The organism is Bacillus sp. GS3m_15504 (genome assembly GCF_055825275.1).
In genome coordinates this window covers 2,580,410-2,604,551 of the sequence record NZ_JBVVNL010000001.1, presented here as the reverse complement: position 1 = coordinate 2,604,551, position 24,142 = coordinate 2,580,410, and the positions used below count along the sequence as shown (strand labels likewise).

21 protein-coding genes are annotated in these 24,142 nt (G+C 33.3%); 18 read left to right on the top strand and 3 right to left on the bottom strand.

The genetic code is table 11. The features are described from left to right. Positions 1–183 precede the first annotated feature (183 nt). Positions 184–1,221: an alcohol dehydrogenase AdhP gene (gene adhP / locus AC0L0O_RS13715; protein ID WP_473785816.1), complete on the top strand. Its 1,038-nt coding sequence runs from the start codon at positions 184–186 to the stop codon at positions 1,219–1,221. Positions 1,222–1,371: 150 nt separating this feature from the next. Here adhP and AC0L0O_RS13710 read toward each other — a convergent pair whose 3' ends face one another. Together AC0L0O_RS13710 and AC0L0O_RS13705 are read right to left on the bottom strand one after the other, a co-directional pair. Then, positions 1,372–2,391: an ABC transporter permease gene (locus AC0L0O_RS13710; RefSeq protein ID WP_000836593.1), complete on the bottom strand. Its 1,020-nt coding sequence runs from the start codon at positions 2,389–2,391 to the stop codon at positions 1,372–1,374. After that, positions 2,388–3,290 carry an ABC transporter permease subunit gene (locus AC0L0O_RS13705; protein WP_000902503.1) on the bottom strand — a complete coding sequence of 301 codons (903 nt, stop codon included), beginning with the start codon at positions 3,288–3,290 and terminating at the stop codon, positions 2,388–2,390. The genes AC0L0O_RS13710 and AC0L0O_RS13705 overlap by 4 nt, the downstream gene beginning before the upstream one ends. Positions 3,291–3,938: 648 nt before the next feature. Here AC0L0O_RS13705 and AC0L0O_RS13700 point away from each other — a divergent pair. The 16 genes from AC0L0O_RS13700 to AC0L0O_RS13625 all read left to right on the top strand — a co-directional run bounded on the left by AC0L0O_RS13700 (position 3,939) and on the right by AC0L0O_RS13625 (position 21,788). Continuing rightward, positions 3,939–5,096 carry a serine hydrolase domain-containing protein gene (locus tag AC0L0O_RS13700; protein ID WP_000845166.1) on the top strand — a complete coding sequence of 386 codons (1,158 nt, stop codon included), beginning with the start codon at positions 3,939–3,941 and terminating at the stop codon, positions 5,094–5,096. Between the two features lie 153 nt (positions 5,097–5,249). After that, the gene (locus AC0L0O_RS13695) at positions 5,250–6,581 is read left to right on the top strand and encodes an erythromycin esterase family protein (protein WP_000728401.1); all 1,332 of its coding nucleotides are present in this window, start codon (positions 5,250–5,252) and stop codon (positions 6,579–6,581) included. A gap of 501 nt (positions 6,582–7,082) precedes the next feature. Next, positions 7,083–7,271, top strand: coding sequence for an FGGY family carbohydrate kinase (locus tag AC0L0O_RS13690; RefSeq protein WP_002036301.1), 189 nt, complete (start codon positions 7,083–7,085; stop codon positions 7,269–7,271). Positions 7,272–7,313: 42 nt separating this feature from the next. Then, on the top strand, positions 7,314–7,532 hold the full coding sequence (locus tag AC0L0O_RS13685) for a hypothetical protein (protein WP_473785815.1): 219 nt from the start codon (positions 7,314–7,316) through the stop codon (positions 7,530–7,532). Between the two features lie 151 nt (positions 7,533–7,683). Further along, positions 7,684–8,904: a tetratricopeptide repeat-containing glycosyltransferase gene (locus AC0L0O_RS13680; RefSeq protein WP_000526210.1), complete on the top strand. Its 1,221-nt coding sequence runs from the start codon at positions 7,684–7,686 to the stop codon at positions 8,902–8,904. A 34-nt stretch (positions 8,905–8,938) separates the two neighbouring features. Then, a complete protein-coding gene (locus tag AC0L0O_RS13675; protein WP_000767359.1) occupies positions 8,939–10,093 on the top strand; it encodes a CgeB family protein in 1,155 nt (384 codons plus the stop codon). A 145-nt stretch (positions 10,094–10,238) separates the two neighbouring features. Beyond that, entirely contained in the window at positions 10,239–10,775 is a 537-nt protein-coding gene (locus AC0L0O_RS13670) for an NADPH-dependent FMN reductase (RefSeq protein WP_000780361.1), read from the top strand. A 1-nt stretch (position 10,776) separates the two neighbouring features. Then, positions 10,777–12,006, top strand: coding sequence for an MFS transporter (locus AC0L0O_RS13665; protein ID WP_001275517.1), 1,230 nt, complete (start codon positions 10,777–10,779; stop codon positions 12,004–12,006). A 63-nt stretch (positions 12,007–12,069) separates the two neighbouring features. Further along, on the top strand, positions 12,070–12,627 hold the full coding sequence (locus AC0L0O_RS13660; RefSeq protein ID WP_473785814.1) for a YdcF family protein: 558 nt from the start codon (positions 12,070–12,072) through the stop codon (positions 12,625–12,627). A 102-nt stretch (positions 12,628–12,729) separates the two neighbouring features. Next, a complete protein-coding gene (locus tag AC0L0O_RS13655; protein WP_000614096.1) occupies positions 12,730–13,677 on the top strand; it encodes an ABC transporter ATP-binding protein in 948 nt (315 codons plus the stop codon). Positions 13,678–13,680: 3 nt separating this feature from the next. Further along, positions 13,681–15,192, top strand: a complete 1,512-nt coding sequence (locus AC0L0O_RS13650) for an ABC transporter permease/substrate-binding protein (RefSeq protein WP_000129141.1) — start codon at positions 13,681–13,683, stop codon at positions 15,190–15,192. A 213-nt stretch (positions 15,193–15,405) separates the two neighbouring features. Next, entirely contained in the window at positions 15,406–16,833 is a 1,428-nt protein-coding gene (gene arcD, locus AC0L0O_RS13645; RefSeq protein ID WP_000129469.1) for an arginine-ornithine antiporter, read from the top strand. Positions 16,834–16,909: 76 nt separating this feature from the next. After that, a complete protein-coding gene (locus AC0L0O_RS13640; RefSeq protein ID WP_000398577.1) occupies positions 16,910–17,170 on the top strand; it encodes a hypothetical protein in 261 nt (86 codons plus the stop codon). 105 nt (positions 17,171–17,275) lie between these two features. Then, positions 17,276–19,096, top strand: a complete 1,821-nt coding sequence (locus tag AC0L0O_RS13635; protein WP_000766178.1) for an AAA family ATPase — start codon at positions 17,276–17,278, stop codon at positions 19,094–19,096. Beyond that, entirely contained in the window at positions 19,086–20,936 is a 1,851-nt protein-coding gene (locus tag AC0L0O_RS13630; protein WP_473785813.1) for a hypothetical protein, read from the top strand. The genes AC0L0O_RS13635 and AC0L0O_RS13630 overlap by 11 nt, the downstream gene beginning before the upstream one ends. Positions 20,937–21,191: 255 nt before the next feature. Beyond that, positions 21,192–21,788 carry a hypothetical protein gene (locus AC0L0O_RS13625; protein WP_000487803.1) on the top strand — a complete coding sequence of 199 codons (597 nt, stop codon included), beginning with the start codon at positions 21,192–21,194 and terminating at the stop codon, positions 21,786–21,788. Positions 21,789–21,883: 95 nt separating this feature from the next. On the opposite strand, the gene racA is transcribed toward AC0L0O_RS13625, so the two are convergent. Beyond that, a complete protein-coding gene (gene racA / locus AC0L0O_RS13620) occupies positions 21,884–22,426 on the bottom strand; it encodes a chromosome-anchoring protein RacA (RefSeq protein ID WP_000456010.1) in 543 nt (180 codons plus the stop codon). A 354-nt stretch (positions 22,427–22,780) separates the two neighbouring features. Here racA and AC0L0O_RS13615 point away from each other — a divergent pair, with 354 nt between their 5' ends. After that, complete coding sequence (locus tag AC0L0O_RS13615) at positions 22,781–24,136, top strand: hemolysin family protein (RefSeq protein ID WP_000356256.1); 1,356 nt, start codon at positions 22,781–22,783, stop codon at positions 24,134–24,136. The last annotated feature ends 6 nt before the right edge of the window (positions 24,137–24,142 follow it).

The following is a 24,142-nucleotide window of genomic DNA, read 5'->3' as shown; positions in this document are numbered from 1 at the left end:
ACTTATGCAATAATTCAAATATTGTTCATAATTTCACAAAATGTTTTTGAAGTGTCATGTTATGATGAACATGTAATGATGATTGAACACTTACATTTGGCATAATGATTAGCCAAACTAGTGAAGACAGAAGTTGTGAGATGAACTCATTAAAATTCTAAAACACTAAAGGGGAGATCACATATGAAAGCAGTAGTAGTTAATAAAAATAGTAAAGCCAATATTGAGGTTGTTGAAAAGGAATTACGTCCGCTACACTCAGGTGAAGCACTAGTAGATGTAGAGTATTGTGGGGTTTGTCATACTGATTTACACGTTGCAAATCATGATTTTGGAAACACAGATGGCCGTATTCTTGGTCATGAGGGTGTAGGTATTGTGACGAAAATCGCTGATGATGTTACTTCACTAAAGGTAGGTGATCGTGTAAGTATTGCATGGATGTTCCAATCTTGTGGACGTTGTGAATATTGCGTGACTGGTAGAGAAACATTTTGCCGTGAAGTTAAGAATGCTGGTTATTCAGTAGATGGTGGTATGGCTGAACAATGTATTGTTACAGCTGATTATGCAGTGAAAGTACCAGAAGGATTAGATCCTGCTCAAGCATCATCGATCACATGTGCGGGCGTTACTACATATAAAGCTATAAAAGTATCTGATATTAAACCTGGTCAACCGATCGTAATCTATGGTTGTGGTGGATTAGGTAACTTAGCTATCCAATATGCTAAAAATGTATTTGGTGCAAAGGTAATTGCAGTAGATATTAATGAAGATAAACTAGCCTTAGCAAAAGAGGTTGGTGCTGATATGACAATCAATCCAATTTCTCAAGGTCCTGCTGATAAGATTATTCAAGAGGAGTTTGGTGGTGCTTATGCTGCTGTAGTAACAGCTGTTTCAAAGGTAGCATTCAACTCAGCAGTTGACGCAGTACGTGCTTGTGGTAAAGTCGTTGCAGTAGGTTTACCAGTAGAAACTATGGATTTGAACATTCCGCGCCTTGTACTAGATGGAATTGAAGTAGTTGGTTCTTTAGTCGGTACTCGTAAGGATCTAGAAGAGGCGTTTATGTTCGGGGCAGAAGGAAAAGTAGTGCCAGTTGTTCAAACTTGTTCTTTAGATAAAGTACAAAATGTATTCGAAGAAATGGAACAAGGTAGAATTCAAGGGCGTATGGTAATCGATTTTAAACAGAACAATTGTGATTGCAAATAATTCACATTAAACATAAAAAATATGAGTCTAACAAAGTACATGTAAAAAAGTTAGACGGTATAAAAAAGATGATCTCTGTATTCAATAGGGATCATCTTTTTATATTCTACTAATATCAATGCCAATTCATACTTGATTTATGAGAGATGATTAAAGGTTTACTTTATTTGCAAAAGAAAAAGAATCTTTATGTTTAACAAATTTCTTTTGATCTGGAACAGATTGAATTGCTACAGTTTGCGAATCTCTTGCTTTCAGTGCATCTTGAATCCCGATTGTCATAAGCTTAATAAATAGAATCGTAATAAAGAATGAAGCGAGAGAATAAAAAATAATCCACCATGAAAGATTCATTTCATAACGATTTAATCCAATAAGGCCAGCCCAATCATTAGATAGAGAAACAGGTTTGAGCGCTCCATCATAGAGTTCCCGCATTTGGATCCCGCCAATTATAATATCAAGCAACGCTAAATGGATAACGAGTATGAGCGCTTGGACAATATGTTCCATAAATAACACAAATAAGCGATCAAGTAACAAGACTCGTAAGTGTTTTTTGATAATATGAAAACGGCTAGCTCCTAGCAATTGGGAACTTAAAATGTAATCTTGTTTCATAAATTCATCAACCTCTGAGGATATATATAAAGAAAGTGTAGGCAGTGCGACGAATATAAGTACGAGTACTTGATAAAACGCAAATGAAATATTTGGATCTAATCTATCAGCATTTGATACGATTACAATATTAACAGGTGTGATGAGTATAAATGCGATAAATAAAGTAGGAATATAGTAAAAAACTTCTGAGCATGCCTGGAAAAATCTCTTGAATTTTGAAGCGTATAAACTTAAGAGTATTCCTATACATGTTCCGAATAATATGCGAAAGAAGCTAATTACTACGGCTAATAAAATGGTGAACTTTGCTCCTTCTATAATTTGTAAGAAAACAGACTCTCCAAAACGATCCGATCCAAAAGGCGGTATTAATGATGGTGGAAAGGGAGCCTTTCCAAGTAATTCGTTATTGTCATTGTAAAGTAACTGGGGAGCTTTTGGGATGGTATCTTTAAAGAACCAACTATAAATAAAACTAGCTGAAACAAGTATGAATAAATAAGTAAAGCCGATTAAAAAGCGTTTTGATTTCCAAATAGATTTCATAAAGCTGCTCCTTTCAATTGTTTTTGCCATCTATTCATCATGAAAGAGATGATTTGAAAAATGGCGTAAAACGGTAAAATAATCATCACAAGTATGATAAATGCAGCTGGAGGTGAAATAAACGCCTTTTTAAATAAAAATTGAATAATGCCTTGCATATTAAAAACGAATTCTAAAATGAATAAGTTAGACAGTAAGAAAACAAAAATCGTTTTTAAATGGTGGAAGAAGTGGATAGATATATTTTTGAATAAATGAATACAAAGTATATAACTTGATGAAAGGCCTTTGCCATATGCAACCTCTACGTAATGTTTTCCATGTTCTTCTTTTATGTATAACACCATCATTCGAAACATTTGTAATGTAGGTAAAACAGATAAAGATAAAATAGGGAGTAAATAAGCTCGATTTTCATTATAGGAAATAATGGTGAAAGGAGCTTCTCCGAATTTCTGAAGTACCCATATGAAAAATATTTGCAAACAAATCATCATCATCATATCAGGGACAGCTTCTAATATGAACACAATTCGGTTTATCCATTTTTTTATATAATCTTTTGCTAAAAAATAAAAAAATGCCATGCTAGATGAAAAAAAGAGCGCAAGCAAAAAGGCTAAAAATAAAATAGTAAATGAATATAGATAAGGTTCTAAAACAGTTGGAAATAATGGTGTTGTTTTTAAATGACCATACTTTGGGTCTGATCCTATAACCAACAATGATTCAGGGGAGAAAACCTGTTTTAACATAGTAACGATCTGGTCAAAAAAATAAATTGGTTGAAAGGTAAATCCTTGTTGAGTGATAAATAAATAAGGTAAATTTAATAATAGTAACAGTGATAAAAGAATGGATGAAAGCTTCATTGTGAATTGAGATATTTTATGTAACATTAAATCCCTCCGACATCTTTTTACAACATTATACAATAAATTCAATGTTACTGTCTTATTTTTCTGAAAAATAAGAAATTAATCGAGTTTTATAATTTTAATATGGAATATATATTTATACGGTAAAAAGGTTATAGTGGGGAGCCAGTCCCTATGTCCATCAAGCAAAATGTACAGTATTTCCATTTTTGAGGCATTTACTTTTCTTCAGTTGCTGGGTATTTGGTGCTATTTCATTGCGATCAAGTTAATAGAACTAAGTTTTCTTAAATAAAAACCACCGAAATATAGAAGTGATTTTGAACGTAAGGAATTTGTAAGGAAGGAGTAAGAAAAAAGAGATTTTCAATGTATATGATTAAAATATAGAGAAGAACGGGAGGGGGAATAGTTACAATATATTTTTAGAAAAACAAATTAATAAAACTCTATGGAAGAAAAAGAAGAAATTATAGAAATTAACAAACATCTGAAGAAGAGGGATTAATCATTTATTAGGTCAGAGAGTTGCTTGTAGAAATAATTGATCTATAGATGATTGCAAATTCAGTGTTGACTTTTATCATTGGGAGAGTTGATAGCTGTGTGGTTAGTATATGACATACCTATCAACCATCAATACAATTTAAATAGAGAAGAGGATGCTTTATGAAAACATGCAGTAAAATTACATGTGCAAGTCTATCACTTTTAATAGCTGGAAGTTCCCTGTTATACATAACACCAGCCTCAATTGTAAAAGCAGAACCTACGCAAAATGTATCTAGTTCGTTACAAACAAGTATGCAAAGCGATCGTACTTCCGTTAAGAAAGCAATACGGGATGCACTACAACTTGGATACCCGGGAATACTCGCTAACATTTCTAAGGGTGGTAAAACTTGGAGTTATACCGCTGGGTTAGCAGATGTGAGAACCAAGAAACCAATGAAAGCAGATTTTCGCTTTCGTATTGGCAGTGTGACGAAAACGTTCATTGCAACAGTTCTACTTCAATTATCTGGAGAGAACCGTTTGAATCTAGATGACTCCATTGAAAAATGGTTGCCTGGTGTCATTCAAGGAAACGGATATGATGGTAACCAAATTACGATCCGGCAAATATTGAATCATACAAGTGGTATTGCTGACTATATAAATTCAAAAGACTTTGATATTACGGATATAAAAAAATCGTATACGGCTGAAGAATTTGTAAAGATGGGGATTTCTCTTCCCCCAGACTTTGCTCCAGGGAAGGGTTGGTCTTATTCAAATACAGGATACGTAATACTAGGAATCCTTATTGAAAAAGTAACAGGAAACAGCTATGCGGAAGAGGTTGAAAATCGGATTATTGAACCGCTTGATTTATCAAATACATTCCTACCTGGCAATTCAAGCGTGATTCCAGGCACCAAGCATGCCCGTGGCTATTTGCAACTAGACGGAGCCAGTGAGCTAAAAGACGTTACTTATATTAACCCAGGTAGCTCGGATGGAGATATGATTTCCACTGCTGACGACTTAAACAAATTCTTCTCTTACTTACTAGGTGGCAAATTACTGAAGGAACAGCAACTAAAACAAATGCTTACTACAGTTCCTACAGAAAGAGAAGGAACTGGATATGGTCTTGGAATACTTGAAATTAAGCTTCCAAATGGTGTCTCGGTATGGGGACACAGGGGGGGCGTTCCAGGGTTTTCCACTTTTGTTGGTGGAACACTTGGAGGCAAGCATACATTGGCCGTCAATTTGAACAGCTTTAACTTTAGTAATCCTGATCCTTTTAAAAGTATTTTACTTGCTGAATTTAGGAAGTAGGCAAAAAGGAAAAACGGATAAGTTTTGTCATAGTTTTATAGTTTAAAATATAACATTTTGGTGCAAAAAACAACTTGCTCTAAAAAAATTTAATACTCGTAATTAAGTATAAAAGAACGCTATCGTTTTAAGTAAATATTTCAGGAGGGTTTTATGAAAAAGAAAATGATTACTGCACTTGGTGTTTCTGCAATAATACTGACTAATTTTGTAGGAAGTACTTATGCAGACTCGAAAATAGGAGTTTCTGTTACAGCTCCTTACAATAAAAATCAAATAGCGGAATGGTTAGAAATGCACGCGAAGCCTTTAAAAACAACTAATCCAAATGCACCTTTTAATGATTTAAAACCATTTAAGAATATGGTAGGTTCTGCTTCAATTGTAGGTTTAGGTGAAGCCACGCATGGGGCTCATGAAGTTTTTACGATGAAAAACCGTATTGTGAATTATTTAGTATCTGAAAAGGGCTTTACCAACCTAGTTTTAGAAGAGGGGTGGGACAGAGCTTTAGAACTTGATCGATATGTTCTTACTGGTGAGGGAAATCCAAGCCAGCATCTATCACCTGTATTTAAGACGAAAGAAATGTTAGATTTACTTGATTGGATTCGGCAATATAATGCTAATCCAAAACATAAATCTAAAGTGCGTATCATCGGGATGGACATTCAATCAGTAAACGAGAATGTTTATAATAATATAATAGAATATGTTAAAAGAACCAATTCAAAACTTGTGCCGAGGATAGAAGAGAAGATAAAAGGTCTTATTCCTGTAACAAAGGATATGAATACTTTTGAAAGCCTTACGAAAGAAGAAAAAGAAAAGTATATTTCAGATGCTAAACAAATTAGTGCTGTATTGGAGGAAAATAAAAGTTATTTAAATGGGAAATCTAAAGAGTTCGCATGGATAAAACAAAATGCCCGTATTATTGAACAGTTTACTACTATGTTAACGTCACCTCCTGATAAACCATCTGATTTATTTTTGAAACATGATATTGCAATGTATGAAAATGCGAAGTGGACTGAAGAACATTTAGGAAAAACTATTGTATGGGGGCATAATGGCCACGTTTCGAAAACAAATATGCTTCCTTTTGTATACCCTAAAGTAGCTGGGCAGTATTTAGCAGAGTATTATGGAAAACGGTACGTATCTATTGGAACGTCAGTTTATGAAGGACAATACAATGTCAAGAATAGCGATGGTGAATTTGGCCCATATGGAATATTAAAATCGGATGATCCAAACAGTTATAACTACATCTTTGGACAAGTTAAAAAAGATCAATTTTTTATTGATTTACGTAAGGCAAACGGCGTGACAAAAAATTGGTTGAACGAACAACATCCAATTTTCGCTGGAGTAACTACCGAAGGGCCTGGTATACCAAAAACAGTTGATATATCATTAGGTAAAGCGTTTGATATACTTGTTCAAATTCAAAAAGTGAGTCCATCTCAACTACATCAATAAATTTAGAATAATGTACCTTAATGAAGTGTAGTGTTAAGTGTCAATAGAGTTGTTTGAATGTGTCGGTTAGGTTATTTTCATTAAAGATTTATTAAATGGAATAAATGTTTTTAAATTAGAGACGATGTGGGATAGAAGCACAGTATCATCAAGTTAACAAAATAAAATTCTACCTAAAATGAAAAAATACGCTATTCTTTCTATAGAATTATAGGAAAGGATGGCGTTTTTTTATTTAATCTATTATTATAATTTGCTCAAGGAATCTAAAACTTTTTCTCCCCTAACATATTACGCAATCTTGCTAAAAATTTTGAGTTTGTACAACAAACCACATATCCATTAAGCTAAAGAACAAGTTAATTAAAAACTAGAAAAAGAGTGTGTTTCGAAACGGATATTATGTAACTTTACCGGACGGAAAAGCTACATATAGTATGTAAATGAAATGGAATAAGGGGATTTATTTTTTGTGATGAAAAAATTTTCTAATTGTTATGGATGAAAGAAGAGGAGCCAGAATTATATAAAAGTACTTATAAATTTATTTCTATTAAAGAGTATGGGATTTATCAATTATTTTCACGCTACGTAGTTGATGATTCTATTGCTTCTGCTACAGGGTTATTCAATTTAGAAACGTTAAATTGGGATGTTGATGTGCTGGGAATATTAAATATTTCTACCTAACAATTATCAACTCCAGTACCAACTACATATATTTTATCGGGTATGAAATCAGAATTAGCACCAAAGATGGGGATTCATAAAGATACTCCAGTTGTTATTGGTGCAAGTGATGGAGTTCTTGCGAATGTAGGCGTTGGTGCAATATCGCCTGGCTCAGCTGCAATTACGATTGGAACTTCACCAAAAGATCCAGGGATTATTGATTCTATTAAACTAGGACTTGATAATACGTTAGGATTTTTAGCAATAGTTTTAGCATGAGGAACGATGCATGAAATATATCCCAACATAAAAATAAGAATAAATAAAATGAAGTTTTCATAAATAGTAAAAGGATGATTATGTCATCAGTGTAGCTAAGAAATGATGTTACATATGGAGAGAGCGTGTTAAAAAAATATGAGGTGGTTAAATGGGAAATGAGCAAGTGAAGAATGTAGGGGAAGAAAAAAAGTTATGTCTTTGTATGATTGTTAAAAACGAGTCTAGAATTATGGAAAGATGTTTAAATGCTACGAAATCAATTGTAGATTTTGTCTCTATTTGTGATACTGGATCAACTGATCATACACCTGAAATTATTGAAAATTGGTGTAAAGAAAATGAAATCCCTGGAACAGTTCATCATGAACCATTTAAAAACTTTGGTTATAACAGAAGTTTAGCTGTTTCATTGGCACAAAAAACATATCCAGAAGCAGATTATTTATTAATATTAGATGCAGATATGATATTAGAAGTTGATCCCGAATTTGATAAGACGAGTTTAACAGAAGACCATTATCTTACATTACAATATGATATTCATATTAAGTATTGGCTTACACGCCTTTTAAAAGCTTCCTTACCATGGAAATCTGTCGGTGTTACTCATGAGTATTGGGATATAGATCGTTCAAAAGTTGGAGCAAATTACAATACGAGAGTAGCTAGGCTAGAGACGCTTGTCGTTAACGATCCTGGGGATGGTGGTAGTAAAGCTGATAAATTTGAAAGAGATGAGAGGTTGTTATTACAAGGAATAAACGACCCAGAAACAACGCCAGACTTGCATATAAGATATTTATTTTATTTAGCCCAAACTTATTTTCATTTAAGTCAATTTGAAGATTCGATTAAATGGTATAAAAAACGAGTGGAAGCAGGTGGATGGGTTGAAGAGGTATTCTATTCGTTATTGCGAATAGGATTTTGTTATGAACAACTAGCAAATCGTTCAGCAAATAAACAACATGAAGTAACAGAAGCGGATGAAAAAGAAAATGCTAAGAAGCAAGAAGAACAATACACAGCATTAGCTGTTCTTTATTTTCAAAAAGCGTGGGAATATAGACCAACTAGAGCTGAGCCATTATATCAACTTGCAAGAATGTATCGATTAAAATCTCAAAATAATATTGCGTTGATGTATGCCTTGCAAGGGAAGGAAGTGCCTTTTCCAAAAGATGATCTTCTATTTGTAGATTATCATGTGTATGATTATTTATTTGACTATGAGATATCTATAAATGCTTTCTATATACCGCATAAAAAACATTTAGGTGCAGCATCACAAAAATATTTAGAATCAAAAAAAGAAGAGTTACCGTTGCATATTGCCAATATGGTAGAGAATAATGCGAAATTTTATTAAATACAATTTCGGTTAAAGGAGTAGTGGAGTAATAATGAAATTAATACGATGGGCGCTAGAACTAGGGGAATCTGTGCATGGAAATACGTATGAAGAATTGTTACCACTACTAGATTATTATTATGATCGTGATCATTTAAAAGCGTATTGTATAGCGAATCTTCTTTTAGATATGGATGTAGCAGATGAGCATCGGCAAAGAATTGAATTAAGAAGGTGCATTGCCGCTTATTATGCAGGATTATATAAAGTGGCAAAAAAGCATGCAAATGAGCTTTTACTTAAATATCCGGATGTGGATTTATATAAAAATAATTTAAGATTAATGGAAGCACATTTGAATAAAGGATATGATTATTGTCTGTTTATATGCCCAAAGACGTATGGTAGTTTCATAGATGTCGCGCGAGCTTTGAAATGGCAGTTGGAGAAGGAAGGAAATACAGCAATCATATCAGAAACAATACTAGAAAATGTGAAAAATACAATTGTTTTTGGAGCGCATACATATGCACATAGCCCCAATCTACTTCCGAAAAATGCAATTATTTATAATTTAGAACAGCTATACGATGGAAGTCCATATGCGCATCCGCTTTATTTAATATTATTAAAAGATAGAGTGATTTGGGATTATAGTAAACAAAATATAGAATGGCTAAAACAAAAAGGAGTAGGAAAAGAAATAAAACATGTAGGAATGAACTATGCACCAACTTTAGAAATAAAAAAAGAAGCATTTGAAGATGAGATTACTGAAGACATTGATATATTGTTTATAGGTGCTCTTAATCCGAGGCGGCAAGCTATTTTTGATCAATTAAAAATAGTGGCCCCAAATTTAAACATAGTTTTTAAAAATAATGCGTGGGGGATTGCTAGAAATGAGTTGATTGCTAGGTCTAAAATTATATTAAATATTCACTTTTACTTATCAGGAATTCTTGAAACACCTCGCGTTTCTTATGCAGTCGCAAATAAGAAATTTATTATTTCCGAAAATAGTAATCCAGAAGATGAGATAGAGTGGCCAGGAATTGTATTTACTCCGTATGAAAAAATAATAGAAAATATAATAAAATATATAGAGTTACCAGAAGAACGGAAAAAATTAGCGGAAACAGCATATAATCATTTTAAAGCAAATGAAAATTTAGGGACATTAAGTCTGAAAGATGAAGCAAAGTAATTGTGCGAAACTCATACGAAAGTATGAGTCATTTTTTTGTTTATCATACTATTTTGTGAAGATAGTTCCCTCTTTATATTGTTTTTTGTATAGAAATTTCTGATAATATATAAGTGTAACTTGAAAACAAAGGGGAGAAATAATTATGAAACTAGTCGTTATTAACGGTACACCAAGAAAATTCGGTAGAACTCGTGTGGTGGCAAAATATATTGCTGACCAATTTGAAGGGGAGTTATATGATTTAGCAGTAGAAGAACTGCCTTTATATAATGGGGAAGAATCACAACGTGAATTAGAAGCGGTAAAAAAATTAAAGGCGTTAGTGAAAGGTGCTGATGGGGTAGTATTATGTACACCAGAATATCATAATGCGATGAGTGGAGCGCTGAAAAACTCTTTAGATTACTTAAGTAGTAGTGAATTTATTCATAAACCAGTTGCGTTACTTGCGGTTGCTGGAGGCGGTAAAGGTGGAATTAACGCATTAAACAGTATGCGTACTGTTGCTAGAGGTGTATACGCAAATGCCATCCCAAAACAAGTTGTGCTTGATGGACTTCATGTACAAGACGGTGAATTGGGAGAAGATGCAAAACCATTAATTCATGATTTAGTTAAAGAATTAAAAGCATATATGGGCGTATATAAAGAGGTGAAAAAACAACTAGGAGTGGAGTGATATGTCAGCTCTTTATAAAGATTCTCGCTTGTATTACATTCTAGGAGCCAATAGTCTATCAGCTATTGGTTCCGGAATTGTAATGATAACGATTCCGTGGTTGTTAATTAAAGAGAGTGGAGGGGAGACAACGTTTGGTTATGTTTCCATTATCTCAACTTTTATTATGTTTTTGTTAACTCCGTTTATCGGGCAAAGTATTGATCGTTTTTCAAGAAAATCTTTATTGTTATGTAACGAAGGAATCGGCATAGCTGTAATCGGAATAATGGTTATATGGGGATTTGCTGGGCAACCTTATCATTCTATTCATTATATTCTTATTTATATAGCAGGCTCTTTTTACTATCTATTATTTTATCCTACAATTTTTGCATTTAACCAAGAAATTTTTCAAGCAGAACATTATAAAAGTTTAAGTGGAACGATGGAAATACAAGGACAGTTAACACAAGTTATTTCAGGAGCAGTCGCGAGCTTCCTAATTGAAATTGTGTCTTTGAAATGGATTTTATTAGTAGATATGTTAACTTTTGCAGGAGCATTTTTCTTGTTCTTATGTATACCATACGTAAAGAAAAAAGAGATAAAAAAGAAAATAACATTTAAGAAACAATTGTTCGAAGGAATTCGCTTTATGAAAAAACGTCCTAAGCTCTTTTGGTTCTTACTTGCCACTTATATGCCATTTATAGGTGTTATGATGGCAAATTATTTAATACCAGTTTATATTTCGGATATACTTAAAGCTAATGCCTCTGTATACGCAATAGAAGGAATGATGTACGGTGTTGGAGCGGTTGTTGCAGGAATTTGTATTCCAATCATCATGAAATATGTCAAAACAGAAGTTTCAATTGTTATGACGATGTGCATTTATGTAATTTCAATTACCGCAATGATTATTGAACCTTCCGTAATTTTCTTATATGGACTAGCGATTTTTCATGCGATTGGAAATGCGGGGACAAGAGTGGCGAGAAATGTATTAATGATGGAGGAAATTCCAAATGAAGTAATGGGACGTGTAGACAGCCTATTCCGATTAATTGGTACAGGAATACGAATTGTATTGTTAATGTTGTTTACAGTCGGTGTTTCTAAAGTAGGTGTCATGGTACAGTTTTATTTACTAAGTTTCATATTGATCCTTTCGTTAGCAATTGCTATAAACTATGTAATCTCAAAACGTAAATTCGAAGCGAGTATTTCTAATAAATCGATTGTTTAAAAAACACTTCTGCCTTCCTTTCTTTTTTTATATAATAAAAAGAAAGGAAGTGTAAACTTATTTATGAACAAATGGATCTTGCTTATAATTTTATTATTACCACCATTATATATTCTTTATATGACGTTTCGAATGAAGAAAGTTGCTCGTGAAAAATTGAGCCATCACTCTCCATACGTTCTTATATTAGGCGCAAAGTTATTTGGAGATAAACCGTCTTTATCACTTCAAAATCGTTTAGATGTAGCGCTGGAATATTTATATTCTCATCCTGACGTAAAAGTAATTGTTTCAGGCGGCCAAGGGAAAGATGAAGATATACCAGAAGCTCACAGTATGAGAAATTATTTAATGGCGCGTGGTATAGATGAGAGTCGTATTTTAATAGAAGATCAATCTACAAATACGTATGAGAATGTAAAGTTTAGTATGGACTTATATGATGTGAAACATGCGGTAGTTGTAAGTAATACGTATCATTTATATAGAACGAAAATAATTGCAAAGCGTTTAGGCATGAAGATGGAGGCACTAGCTGCTGAAACCCCAATGCGTTCTAAGAGAAAAATGTATGTGCGTGAATATGCTGCTATAATGAAAACAATATTGTTAGACCGTTAGAGCTCAAATGTGAGCTCTTTTTTTGTAGAATAATGCGTATCATTTGAAATGAATTCCATATTCCATCAAAATAAAGGAAACAACGATAAAGGAGTTGTATTTGTGATTCAGTTTAATCAAGTGTCAAAATCATATGAAGATGGCACAAAAGCAGTGGATTCATTGCATTTAGAAATTAAAAAAGGGGAATTTTTTGTTCTCATTGGTCCGAGTGGTTGCGGGAAAACAACGACAATGAAGATGATTAATCGTTTAATTGAAACGACAGAAGGCTCAATTTTAATCGATGGAAAAGATATTCAACAATATAATATTAATGAATTACGCTGGGATATAGGATATGTGTTGCAACAAATCGCTTTGTTTCCGCATATGACAATTGCTGAAAATATTGCAGTTGTTCCTGAAATGAGAAAGTGGAGCAAAGAAAAAATAAAAGCCCGTGTCGATGAGTTGCTACAGATGGTCGGACTAGATCCAGACGTATATCGTAATCGTATGCCAGATGAATTGTCGGGAGGCCAAAAGCAACGTATCGGTGTCGTACGGGCATTAGCCGCAAATCCGAAAATCGTTCTTATGGATGAACCGTTTAGTGCGTTAGATCCGTTAAGTAGGGAGCAGCTTCAGAAGGATATTGTACAGTTGCAAAAAAAGATTCAAAAAACAATTGTTTTCGTAACACATGATATGCAAGAAGCGTTATCACTTGGAGATCGTATTTGTATTATGAAAGAAGGAAAAGTTGTTCAATTAGATACACCAGAAGGAATTATACATAATCCGAAAAACGAATTTGTAGAAGAGTTCATTGGAAATCGTGGACGACCTTGGTATGAGGGGAAAAGTATAGAAGATGTATTGCCACTTGATGAAAGTATACGGATAGAAGGAGAGGCACTATCATTACATTCTTCTTTACAAGAAGCATTAGTTCGTCTGCGAGCTGATGAAGTCGTTCCAGTTGAAGAAAAGGGTCGATATGTTGGAGCTTTAACGAGTCGTCATATTGTCAATTATATTGTTGAACAAATGAAGGAAAGAGGCTAAACAGTGACTGATTTTATACAAACGTTTCAAGAACGAAAAATAGAATTACTAACTGCATTAAGTGAGCATTTACAAATATCGCTTATTTCATTATTTTTTGCAGTAATTATTGCGGTACCGCTTGGCATTTTATTAACGAGAAAAGAAAGAATGGCTGAGTTGATTATAGGAACTTCTGCAGTTATGCAGACCGTCCCATCACTTGCATTACTCGGACTATTAATTCCGTTGGTAGGAATCGGAAAAATCCCGGCCGTTATTGCATTAGTTGTATATGCACTATTACCTATTTTACGCAATACATATACAGGAATACGGGAGTTAGATGAATCTTTAATCGAAGCAGCGAAAGCTATGGGGATGAATAGTTGGAGAAGACTGTGGAAGGTAGAGCTTCCTCTTGCCTTACCAATTATTATGGCCGGTATTCGTACGGCAATGGTATTAATTGTTGGAACAGCTACATTGGCAGCTCTTATAGGTGCTGGTGGACTCGGTAAACTCATATTACTTGGTATTGATCGGAATGATCATGCACTTATTATTTTAGGGGCCGTACCAGCCGCGTTACTCGCTTTATTCTTTGATGTAGTACTTCGAGTGCTTGAGAAGCCAAAACGCTCGTCTAAGCGTGTTATATTGACGATATGTATCGTTTGTATAATGGTTGCTTCTCCATTTCTTTGGAATACAGAAAAGAAAGATATTGTTATTGCGGGCAAACTTGGATCAGAACCTGAAATTTTAATTCAAATGTATAAGCAGCTTATTGAACAAGATACCGATTTACACGTACAATTAAAACCAGGTCTTGGAAAAACAGCATTTGTATTTGAAGCGTTGAAATCAGGAGAAGTAGATATATATCCTGAGTTTTCGGGAACAGCTTTATCTACTTTCGTGAAAGAAGAGCCAAAAAGTACAAATCGGGATGAAGTATATGAGCAGGCTCGCGTTGGAATGGAAAAGAAATATAATATGGTTATGTTGAAGCCGATGGAGTATAACAATACATATGCACTGGCTATGCCGAAAAAAATAGCAGATCAAAATAATATAAATACAATCTCTGATTTAGGAAATATTGCACAGGATACGAAAGTAGGATTCACATTAGAATTTGCTGATCGTGAAGACGGTTATAAAGGAATGCAAAAGTTATATAACTATAAGTTTTCAAATGTGAAAACGATGGAACCGAAATTACGTTACAGTGCAATTCAATCAGGGGATGTTAACGTAATCGATGCATATTCAACAGATAGTGAATTGGAGCAATACGGACTTAAAGTGCTAAAAGATGATAAAGGGTTATTCCCACCATACCAAGGTGCACCATTATTAAGAAAAGAGACGTTACAAAAATATCCTGAACTTGAAAAAGTATTAAATAAATTATCTGGAAAGATTACAGATGAAGAAATGCGAAAAATGAATTATGAAGTAAATGTGAATGGTAAAAATAGTGAAGAAGTAGCGAAACAATTTTTACAAAAAGAGAATTTACTTCGTTAAATTTACAAGAAATATACAAATTTATATGTATGAAATGACCGTTCATTACAAAATGAACGGTTTTTTTGTGCATACTTATACATTTTTTCAAAAAAGTATTCCATTTTTCTTCATTTTCTTTTAGAATAAGTAATGTTTTCCTGAAAAAATATAAGAGAAGCGTCTATTAGAGAAAAAGGTGACTTTAATAGTTGAACGAACATAACACCTAGAATGACAGATGGGGTGGTACAAATAGAAAAGAAGTTAGGATTTTTTCCATTAATTGCATTAGTAGTCGGAACAATGGTTGGTGGCGGTGTTTTTAGTTTACCGCATGATTTAGCAGTAGGAGCAAATAGTGGCTCTATCATAATTGGCTGGTGTATTACAGCGATGGGAATGATTCCACTCGCGCTCGTATATCAAACGTTAGCAAGAAAGAAACCAGAGCTTGAGGGCGGGATTTATAGTTATGCACGTGCTGGTTTCGGTGAATATATTGGATTTAACAGTGCTTGGGGATACTGGTTAGCAGGAATTTTAGGAAACGTTGCAACGATCATGTTACTGTTTAGTACATTAGGTTATTTCTTCCCAATTTTTAAGGGCGGAAATAGTGTTGCGTCTATCGTAGGAGCATCACTTTTATTATGGACACTTCATTTTCTAATTTTATTTGGCATTCGTGAAGCATCTATTATGAATGTGATTGCAACGATAGGAAAATTGGTTCCAATCGTATTATTTATTGTTGTAATGGTAACAGCGTTTCGCTGGGATACATTTACACAGGATTTTTGGGGAGAAGGAACTATTTCAGTTTCCTCTATACTAGGTCAAGTGAAAAATACAATGCTTGTAACTCTTTGGGTTTTCATCGGGGTTGAAGGAGCGGTAGTATTATCTGGAAGAGCAAAAAATAGTCGAGATGTCGGGAAAGCGACAGTATTAGGACTTATTTTAGTAATGTCTATTTATATTTTAATTTCTGTCTTGTCAATGGGAGCGATGACAAGAGGAGAACTTTCTGTTTTAGAAACTCCGTCAATGGGACATGTATTAGAACATGTTGTTGGGACATGGGGGGCAGTTGCGATAAACATCGGGTTAGTTGCTTCACTTGTAGGTACATTAATAGGCTGGTTTTTACTTGTTTCTGAAATTTCCCACGTAGCAGGAAAAGATGGCGTGTTTCCGAAAGTCTTTACGAAAACAAATAAAAAACAAACGCCGCATATGGCATTATGGATCTCAAATGGCGTTGCCCAAGTTATATTTATAATCGTTCTGTTTTCAGAATCAACATATCAAATTATGTATTTCATAGCGTCAACATCAATTTTAGTACCATATTTATTATCAGCGTTATTCCAATTTAAATTAGTAATTACAAATGAACTAAAAGATGCAAAAGTCAAAAATGGTTCGCTAGCTTTAATTGCTTCACTTTACTCTGTATGGCTTATTTATGCAGCTGGTTTGAAGAATTTATTGCTCGTTTCAATCGTATACGGGATTGGAATCATTGTTTATGTGTATGCAAGAAAAGAAAAAGGAAATCGTTGTTTTACTGGTATAGAGAGATATGTAATGTGGGCAATTGTAGTAGCAGCTGTTACATCTCTATATATGTTATTGACTGGAAATATAAAAATGTAAAAGTCCTTTTCATTTAAAGGGCTTTTTTCTTTGTCTATAGAATATTTAATACATAAGATATTCAGGAGGGATGAAAATGGAAGGAAAAGAACAGTTGACGAGAATTGTTGATTTAGCGAGTGAAGTAAGGAAAGTATTAGTGCAAGAATCTTTTTTTAATCATCATCCTGAACTGAGAGGAGTGATTGAAAATTTAGCGAGTGCTGTAGAGAATTTGGCGGAATTACAGCAAAATAAAGATGAAAACGCTGAAGATCGTTTACGATATGTACTTGCAAAAATGAAAATTGCTCATAATGCCATTTTACAAGAGAAAAATGCATTTCCATCTCATTAATATACGATTTCATTTTGACCCTGGCGGATAACGTCAGGTTTTTTGTTTCTAGTTTTGCGTTTCTTTCATACACTAAGAATAGTATGAAAAAAGAAGGTGACGAAGGTGAAATTACATAAAGCTCTTCAGCCAAGTTTTATAAAACGCATGTACTATATGAGGTTTATTGGGAAGTTTACAAAAGCAGAGAGTGAGAAGAGTGGAGAGAATTTCTTTGTACAATGCCTATCGCCAATACCATTCACGTTGCAAGAGCAATTGAAAAATGAACCATATGTATTTGAAGGTTTATGTAACAATAAAAAGAATGAAAAAGTCTTTTCGGAATTAAAGAAAAGAAAATTAGAAAAGCAATTGGTTATGTTTCGTCTTTATTATGAAAGAGGACATATATACGTAGAGTTAATTTGTACAGAAGAACCGCGAGAAATCGCAAACGGTTATAAAATGATTCCAGTACCTAAAGTTTCCGATTATAAAAAGGGGGAGTCTTTAGAAAGAAAACTTAGTAATGGTTATTTGTCATTTCTAATGCCAAAATATCCGAAAGACTTTGAGCCGCCTGAGTTATTGTGGCACGAGGGAAGGTTATATGGAAATATATCTTTAAAGTCATCGTCAATTAGTTCAATCGCATATTTTGAACAGCAGCGGGAATGCAAGTATATAGAATTTAATGACTGGATGAAGTATGTAGAAATAGCGGTAGAAGATCAATTATATTTTGTAAGCAATCATGTGTATGAGCAATTAAAAAAACGAATAACTGAAGAAGGTAAGCTTGTAGAGGTAGAGGAAGTAAAAGTGCAAAAGGATGAATGGGAATGGGATGAGCGTGAATCCGTCTTTTTACAGTATGTGAAAAGTTTTGTACGTAATAAAGGGCTATATTTGGATGAAACAGATATTTATAACTTTCACATAAGTGCAAAAACAAATATGTTGACGATTCTGGGTGGTATACCAGGCGCTGGAAAATCCCGTTTTGTGCAAGCTTATGCAGAAGCACTTGGATTACAGTATGGGGAAGAATTGGTTTGGATTCCGATTTCGCCATCGTATCAAGAACCACATGATTTACTTGGTTACCTTCACTCAAATGGTACTTTTATTGAAAGTGAAACAAAATTAGTTAGAGCGTTAATGAAGGCAAAAGAAAATCAAAATCAGCTGTATATAATCGTTTTTGATGAAATGAATATGTCACATATTGAGCATTGGTTTACTCCATTTCTATCTGTTCTTCAACTTGAAAAGCAAAACCGTATTTTAAATTTGTATGAAGGTGTACAAGAGGAAGAAAATCCAATTCCACCAACAATTGAAATTGGAGAAAATATTATGTTTGTTGGTACTGTGAATTTTGATGAAACAACGAAGGAACTCTCAGATCGATTATTAGATCGGACGAATGTAATAACTTTAAGAAAGGTTCCGTTTTGTGAGATGTGTATGGAGCAAGAGAAAGTTGTATTACAACCACCTCTGAAAGTAACTGCAGGAGAATTTCGTATAAATTGGGTCAGGAATAAAACGATGATTGAGGTGTTTTCTGAAGAAGAGTTAGAGCTATTAGATAAGTTACATGGTGTATTGTCATCACACGATACGTCAAAGGGAATTTCTTTTCGATGCGCAAATGCAATAGCTACTTACTTGCAAAATATACCGTTCCAAAATAATCATTCCTATATGATCAGTAGAGAAGAAGGATTTGATTTACAAATAAAGCAACGTGTATTGACGAAAATAAGAGGGACTGAAATGATGGTTGGGTCTTTACTTTCAGAGGAAGTAAAAAGGGGGGCAACATTAGTACCTCTTTTGCAATCTTCACTTGCAAACAGAGTATCTACATTTGAACACTCTTTAGCATATATAAGAGAAAAGCGTAGAGAATTGGAGTTGTATGGTTATGCAAAATGAAGGGCGATATGAAACAGAAATCGTTGATACGAAAGAAACGCTCCCTTTTGTATTAAAGTTAATCATTGGGACAGAAACAAAGGGGGAATATATTTTATTAAATCGTCTTTGCACCTCCACTACAGCATTAGTTCAATGTATTTATAAAGTGCAAGAATTAAAACCAATTAGATTGCAATACCATTATGAAAATCCAATGAATATTACTTTTATATGGAATAAAGTATATGAGGGACAGAAAAATATAAAAGAGACAAAATATGAAATAAATGAAAAAAAACAAAAGGTATTAATATATGAACATGGAAAAACGGAATTTTTTTATCCATGGCGTTGTGGTTTATATCATTTTGAGGTGAATATAGAAGATCGAACGTATTATGGCGCTTTTCAAGTCGTCCCCAAAAATTTTTTTGATGACCAATTTGAAATGATTCAAAACTATGTGAAGTCAATTTTAAATGAGTTGATTTTAGATAGAGGTTATTATAAAAAGACTTTCTCTGCACTTAGCGATATTGAAGATTCTTCTTATCTAGTGTTACTTAGAAAGTTGCCGCAAAAAATGAAAAAGATAAAGCAAATTTTTAAGAAAATAGAATCGAGTTCAAAATTTATACATGAATATAAATGGGAAGAAAAGGAGCGGAAAGTAACGAGGAAAGGAGCGGTAGTGGCGGAAAGAAAACCGTATGCAAAATATTATAATCGTAAGTTCATCGAACAAAAAAATAGTACGGAAAATGCATTTCTTAAATTTAAAGCGATGCAATTTTATCTTTATTTACTTGAAGCCGAAAGTTTTTTGCGTCAAACAATTGAAATATTAGAAAGAGAAAAAAAGAAGAAATCAGAAGAATTTCAAGCTGTAAAAACGATTATACAAACAATTGAGCGTAATGGATCAGTGACCGATAGAGAGAAACAAAAATATAAAAATATACATTTACTAAAAGAGGCGGATTTACGAAAAAGTTCTATGAAGATACAAGAATATAAAATTTTAGCGCATTTCGTACATGATAGTGTACAATACTTTCAAACTTTAATGCATTCTCCATTCTGGAGAGAAGTTTCTGAAACGGGTAGAATGAACGCACATAATTTACCGATACCACATCAACAATTACTACAGCATTTAGATTTACTCCCACAATATACAGATCAATCTCCATCTTTATTATTTGTTTATAAACCAACTTTTTTAGTGTATGAATATTACGCTTTTTTTATCGTTATTTCCATGTTAGAGCAAATTGGTTTTGAAGCCAGAAATTCCATTCGTGAACAAATACAAGAACATTTTTATGTAGATGGATTACAAGATGGAACGACAGTAGTTTTACATCGAGATGATATGAAAGTCCATGTCGCATTTAATGATTTAATTGAAACACATCCTCTTATTGCATTAAGTAAAGGGAGTAATTTTTATAATGGAGAAGATACGAAGAAGCCAGATATTCGCTTAGACTGTTATGTAAAGGAGGAAGAGAAATACGTCTATCAATCTTCTATTATTATTGAAGTGAAGTATAGCCCAATGTACAATATTTTTCAGCACGTTGGGAATACGAAAGCAACTGAGCAAATGTATAAGTACTGGTCTATAAAATTTGTAGAAGAACAGGATGGAAAGCGAGTCTATCATCGAAGGGCCATTGATGAAGTCATTTGTGTATATCCAGGAAGTCATATGCATAGTAAAAAAATTGAGTCTGGTTGTGGTATTTTCTTACAATTATATCCATATAAAACAAAGCAAGGGGAAGAGAAATTAGCTGGAAAACATGGAATGGTACAAATTTTTGAGAAGTGGTTAAAAAGCATGAAGAAGTAAAAGAAATCCTTTTTTATAAAGGATTTTTTTAGATTAAGAAGAATTATATGCAGTATGGGAGACGGCTTCATATGATATGAATTTGCAAGTAATATAAATATATTGTGAGAAGGATGGTACATGATGGAATTTAATTCGTTTTGCAGAATATAATAAGTCATAAATATTTTTAGTTGCATACGAAGATTTGTTCTTATATGATAGATAGCGAAAGCGTTATCAAAAACAGAGCGGCGATGGGAAAGGCGGGGAAATATGTTCCAGCGTGTTCAAACAAAGGAAGAACATTTTTGGTTCGAGCAACTATGGGGAGATTTTTGTGAAGAAAGAAACTTAATGTTCGTAGAACGTAATTTAAATCCATCACGATTTTTATTAATAGAAGATGAGCATCATATTGGTACAGTAGAATGTATTAAGTATACGGTACCAGAGCAATCGAATTCTGAGTTTTTCTATCCGTTTTCTAAAAATGATTTAGTGAAAGATTTGCAAAATGTATATGAAATCGGCAAGTTAAGTATCGCAAAAACGTCTCGTGGGAGAGGACACTTTAAAAGACTAACAGCTATTTTATTTATGCATGCATTAGAAACGAAAGCAGAATGGTATATTGCAGCAGTTACAAAAAGAATGTATATGTATTTATTAACACTCGGTTTTCCAATTGAACCGATAGATAAGCCATTTCAGTTTCATGATACTTTACAAGGTGTACCAGTACGAATTCATGCCCGAAAAGGGGCTACGCATTTGTATTCTTTAAAAGAATTTCGAGATGTGATTCAAGGGAATGCCCATGCACAGGCATTAATCGCAGAATACAGTAAGAATATTATGTTAACCAAATAAAAAGAAATGAATATGTATAATAAAGAGAATACTATTTTAAAATGAAATCATCCTTCATGAAAAAGACCCTTATTATTTTAATAAGGGTCTAAAAATTATAATCCAAATATACTAAAAATCATTTTACGGCGCTTCGGTTTCTTTTCACGTTCATATGTTGGTTTTGTATCGGGAGTAATATATATTGGTTCTTCTTTCTTGAGGCCAGCTTCTAGCTTTTGAATTCGCTCTAACATTTCCTCCATTTCACGGCGATGTTGTAAAAGTTGGTATGTAACAACATCATTTGCCTTATCTTGCATTTGTTCTTCCATTCGATCTAGTCTTCTCGTAATTGTGTTTAATTGAGCGGCTAATTGTTCAAAATCATGCGATGATATGTTTTGAACAATTGTATTTACTTGAGTTTTTAATTCTTCAACATCATTTGATGATGTTTTTTGAGTAGGGTGAGTGTTTTGAGACTGCTCTATTTGTGAACGATGGTATTCTAACATTTGGTCTAAATCATCTTGTGTGAAAATAAAGTGACCATATTTATTTTTTTCTATTGTAAGATTTAATTGTTGTGCAATCCGGACAACAGCCTTTGGGCTAACACCTAATTTTTTTGCGATAAATGGTGTTTTATATTCCAAAATAATCCCTCCTATATATATCCTGTTGAATGATTTCGATCTATGAAGGAAGTTCCCTTCTGGTATGACAAAAGAAGTGTGGAATCGGCAAAGAAAGTGTTTTTTCACGAAAAGAAGCTATAAAGAATATATCGTGTATATAAAAATATTTTATATTAACATTTAGAATCATTTGACTGAGGGAAATAAATTAGATTATCATAATGATAAATATCTTTTTTATGTATGCATATAATATATAAAAAGGTGGTTGCTAATGTAGAATTTTGTTAGAGTATTAGAATGCTTACTTCACTTGAATAAAATTAAGTAGGAGGTGGCTTCCTTGCTTACAATGTAAGTAAGGAAAAGTATTTGGACATATATAGTATAAGTATAGTGATTGTTTTAATTGCCTTAACGGCATTTTTCGTTGCAGCAGAGTTTGCAATTGTTAAAGTACGAAGTTCACGAATTGACTATTTAATTGCAGAAGGAAATAATCGTGCAACATCTGTCAAAACAGTCATTACAAACTTAGACGAATATTTATCTGCTTGTCAGCTAGGAATAACAGTTACAGCACTGGGAATTGGGTGGTTTGGTAAACCAGCATTAAAGCAAATGTTTGACACGCTTTTTGTGAATTTGAACATTTCTACTCAACTGGCAGACATTTTTGCTGTAATTTTAGTGTTTTTGTTTATTACATTTTTACATGTTGTAATAGGGGAATTGGCCCCAAAAACATTTGCGATTCAAAAAGCTGAGCAGGTAAGTTTATTTGTTGCTAAACCGTTAACTTTCTTTTATCGTATGGCATTTCCATTTATTTGGCTATTAAATGGATCAGCCCGAATTATTACGAAGTTGTTAGGGCTGAAACCACCGAAAGGGCACGATGAAGTTCATTCAGAAGAAGAATTACGGTTGTTAGTTTCAGAAAGTTACAAAAATGGAGAGATTAATCAGTCTGAATATAAATATGTAAATAAAATCTTTGAATTTGATGATCGTATAGCAAAAGAAATAATGGTACCCCGAACTGAGATGCATATTATAAGGAAAGAAATGCCTGCTGAAGAAGCTTTGCAAAAGATGTCTCGGGAAAAATATACAAGATATCCAGTTGTTGATGGAGACAAAGATCACGTAATAGGCTTTGTGAACTTTAAAGATATTTTTACAGATTTTGTGCAGCATAAAGCGGTTCGTAATAAGAAAGTAGAGCAATATATTAGGCCGATTATTTTAGTTATTGACTCTATCCCAATACACGACTTATTTTTAAAAATGCAAAAACAAAGAACACATATTGCTATATTGATAGATGAATATGGTGGTACGTCTGGACTTGTTACTGTTGAAGACATTTTAGAAGAAATAGTTGGAGATATTCAAGATGAATTTGATACAGATGAACAGCCAGAAATTCAACAAGTTAGTGAAACGAAAACGATACTAGAGGGAAAAGTACTTGTTAGTGAAGTAAATACGTTATTAGGTTTAACAATAGATGATAATGGTGTTGATACAATTGGTGGATGGATTTTAACGAAAAATATAGAAATTGCTGAAGAGGATTTCATTGAAATCGAAAATTATAAGTTTTGCGTGAAAGAATTAGATGGACACTATATAAAGAGATTAGAAGTTACAAAAACTGTAGAATCAATTGTTATTTTAGAAGATGAAAAACAAATTTCATTACAAGAACAAATTAGTTCGTAGACTCTG